This is a genomic window from Polynucleobacter sp. 39-46-10 (assembly GCF_002282275.1).
Map to the genome: position 1 here is coordinate 1 of NZ_NCJB01000336.1, position 2,396 is coordinate 2,396.

Genomic DNA, 2,396 nt, shown 5'->3' on the forward strand with positions numbered 1-2,396 from the left:
ATCATCAAATCCTATCTGCTCAAGGATAGCCTTAGGAATAACCACTCCACGAGAGTTACCTATTTGACGGATTTGAAGATGCAAATGTTTTTTCATAGTAATAACAATGTTATAACTATTTTATTGCAAAGTCAAGGCTTGATAAAGATTAACCAGGCAAACAGTTGAGGTAGAAACGCTTCACCTCTTGGTCACAGCTCACGTCTTTGGGCTGTATTGGTCGCTCTAGGGTGATCCCTTCAATTGAGGTGCAGCGACTCAGGGCTACATAGACTTGCCCTGATGCAAATGCTCCCGATGAGAGATCCACTTTAATCTTATCAAGGGTTTTACCCTGACTCTTATGAATAGTGACAGCCCAGGCTAGCATTAATGGAATCTGCACAAAGGTGCCAATGATGTTTGGTGAAATCTTTCCAGACATCATGTCGTGGTCATAGCGATAAGATTCCCACTGATGACCTTTTACTTCAACAGTATTGGAATAAGGGCCGTTCTGCACCATCACTTTCACACTATTGGGCAACAATTCGCGGACCACGCCAATAGTACCGTTAACCCAACGCTTAGGAAAATTGCTGTCGGTTGCTGTAAACATGACCTTAGCACCAACCTTCAAAGTTAGATGATTGGGTGAAGGCAAATTACGGTCATCGACATTGAACTTGCCGGTACTATTACCGGTGTAGACTTTGGCGTCTGTAGTTAATGCACGCAGGCCTGCATTATTAATTTGATCGGCACGGGCAGTGGTTGTAGTCAGCGTAATTGTTTGATCATCCACTTCTGGTGCATTTTCAAAGCACTGCTCATTCAAAATATTGAGCGCCTCACCAATATCTTGATTAATACGGATCTGATTGAGAAGTCCTGCAAAGTGTGCATCCTTCTGACGAAAGATCTTAGACAACTCCACCATAGTCACGTCTTTACGATGCAAGGCCATCGCACAGAAGAAATAAGGGCCCTCATAGCCTCGCTCAGATAACACCTGCATATCTGCCTGGGATACAACTGGTGGCAATTGAAATAAGTCCCCCACAAACATCACCTGAATGCCGCCAAAGGGCTGGCTCTTGTGTGGACCATTAGCGCGCAGAAACAAATCCATTGCATCAATCACGTCTGCTCTCACCATGGAGATCTCATCAATGATAAGCAGTCGGATATCTTTATAGAGACGCTTATCTTTTAAAGGCTTGATATCTTCTTCTGGAAAGATTAAGCGTGGTGGTAAACGAAAGAATGAATGAATCGTGACACCCTTGACTTGCAATGCAGCTACGCCAGTTGGCGCCACCACCACGACGTTACCTGGAATGTTCTCACGCAGATAGCCAATTAAGGTAGTCTTACCGGTACCCGCCTTACCACTAACAAAAATATAAGGGTCATGACGTTCGATGGCGTCGATTACGTCCTGGTATTCAGGGGTAATTTCAATAGCGGATGGGTCTACTACGGTATTGGTCATCCCTTATTGTTTCATGGGATCAACTAACGCAGCGAAAGCCGATATACGCCACACCGATAGCTGCCGACTTGGACGCCGCATCAGACTCTTTTTGTCTGTCTGGTCCATACCACCAGGAAGCGCCTCGGGTAATGAAACCACCATGACGCTGGGTCGCAGTCCACTCCCAAACATTCCCGCCCATATCTAATAAGCCATTCACTCCAGGTTTTGTGGTGCCAGCAGGTACATGACCAGTGCCGCGATTTAAAGCACCTGCTGGTGCTACACCCTTGTAATCGCCACAACCATTCAAGCAATGGGAAACAGCCGGGGTGACTCCACCTGGAAAGGGATAACGCTGACCTTTGGTATAGCCAGCGGGAGGAGCCTCTCTTTGTTCCACAAACGCCGCAGAGATCCACTCAGCATCAGTCGGTAAACGTTTGCCATAGAAGCGACAAACAGCAGCAGCTTCGGATTGATTGAGATGCACTGCAGGCTCTCTGGAATTGGGGGTAACGCCATAGGGGGTTTTCCAAGTCCAGCCAGGTTTTGTAACAAAGCCAGACTCGTAAGAAAGTCCGCCACCATTTTTCTCCGCCTGACTCACAAAACCAGTGGCATCAGCAAAAGTTTTGACATCAGCAATGGTCATCTCGGTTTGATCCCAAGATACAGATCCGACTTTAACTACAGGAATAGTTGATGCAGTCGCGCTATTTGCGGGCGCAGATCGCAACATGAAATAGATCGCGATAGCGGACAGGACTAAGCCAAACAGAATTGGGAGAATATCGAATTTTTTCATCAGAATGATCTCAAAAATAAAAGGCTCCACGAAGGGAGCCTTAGGATAATGCAATATTCGGTGGGGCGAACGACGGGGCTCGAACCCGCGACAACCAGAATCACAATCTGGGACTCTACCAACTGAGCTACG

General features: G+C 46.7%; 2 protein-coding genes. Both read right to left on the reverse strand.

The window, feature by feature from the left end:
• Positions 1 to 148 precede the first annotated feature (148 nt).
• The gene (locus B7X71_RS15315) at positions 149 to 1,474 is read right to left on the reverse strand and encodes a DEAD/DEAH box helicase (protein ID WP_293601323.1); all 1,326 of its coding nucleotides are present in this window, start codon (positions 1,472 to 1,474) and stop codon (positions 149 to 151) included.
• A gap of 19 nt (positions 1,475 to 1,493) precedes the next feature.
• Positions 1,494 to 2,264, reverse strand: coding sequence for an SUMF1/EgtB/PvdO family nonheme iron enzyme (locus B7X71_RS15320; protein WP_293601325.1), 771 nt, complete (start codon positions 2,262 to 2,264; stop codon positions 1,494 to 1,496).
• Positions 2,265 to 2,396 lie beyond the last annotated feature (132 nt).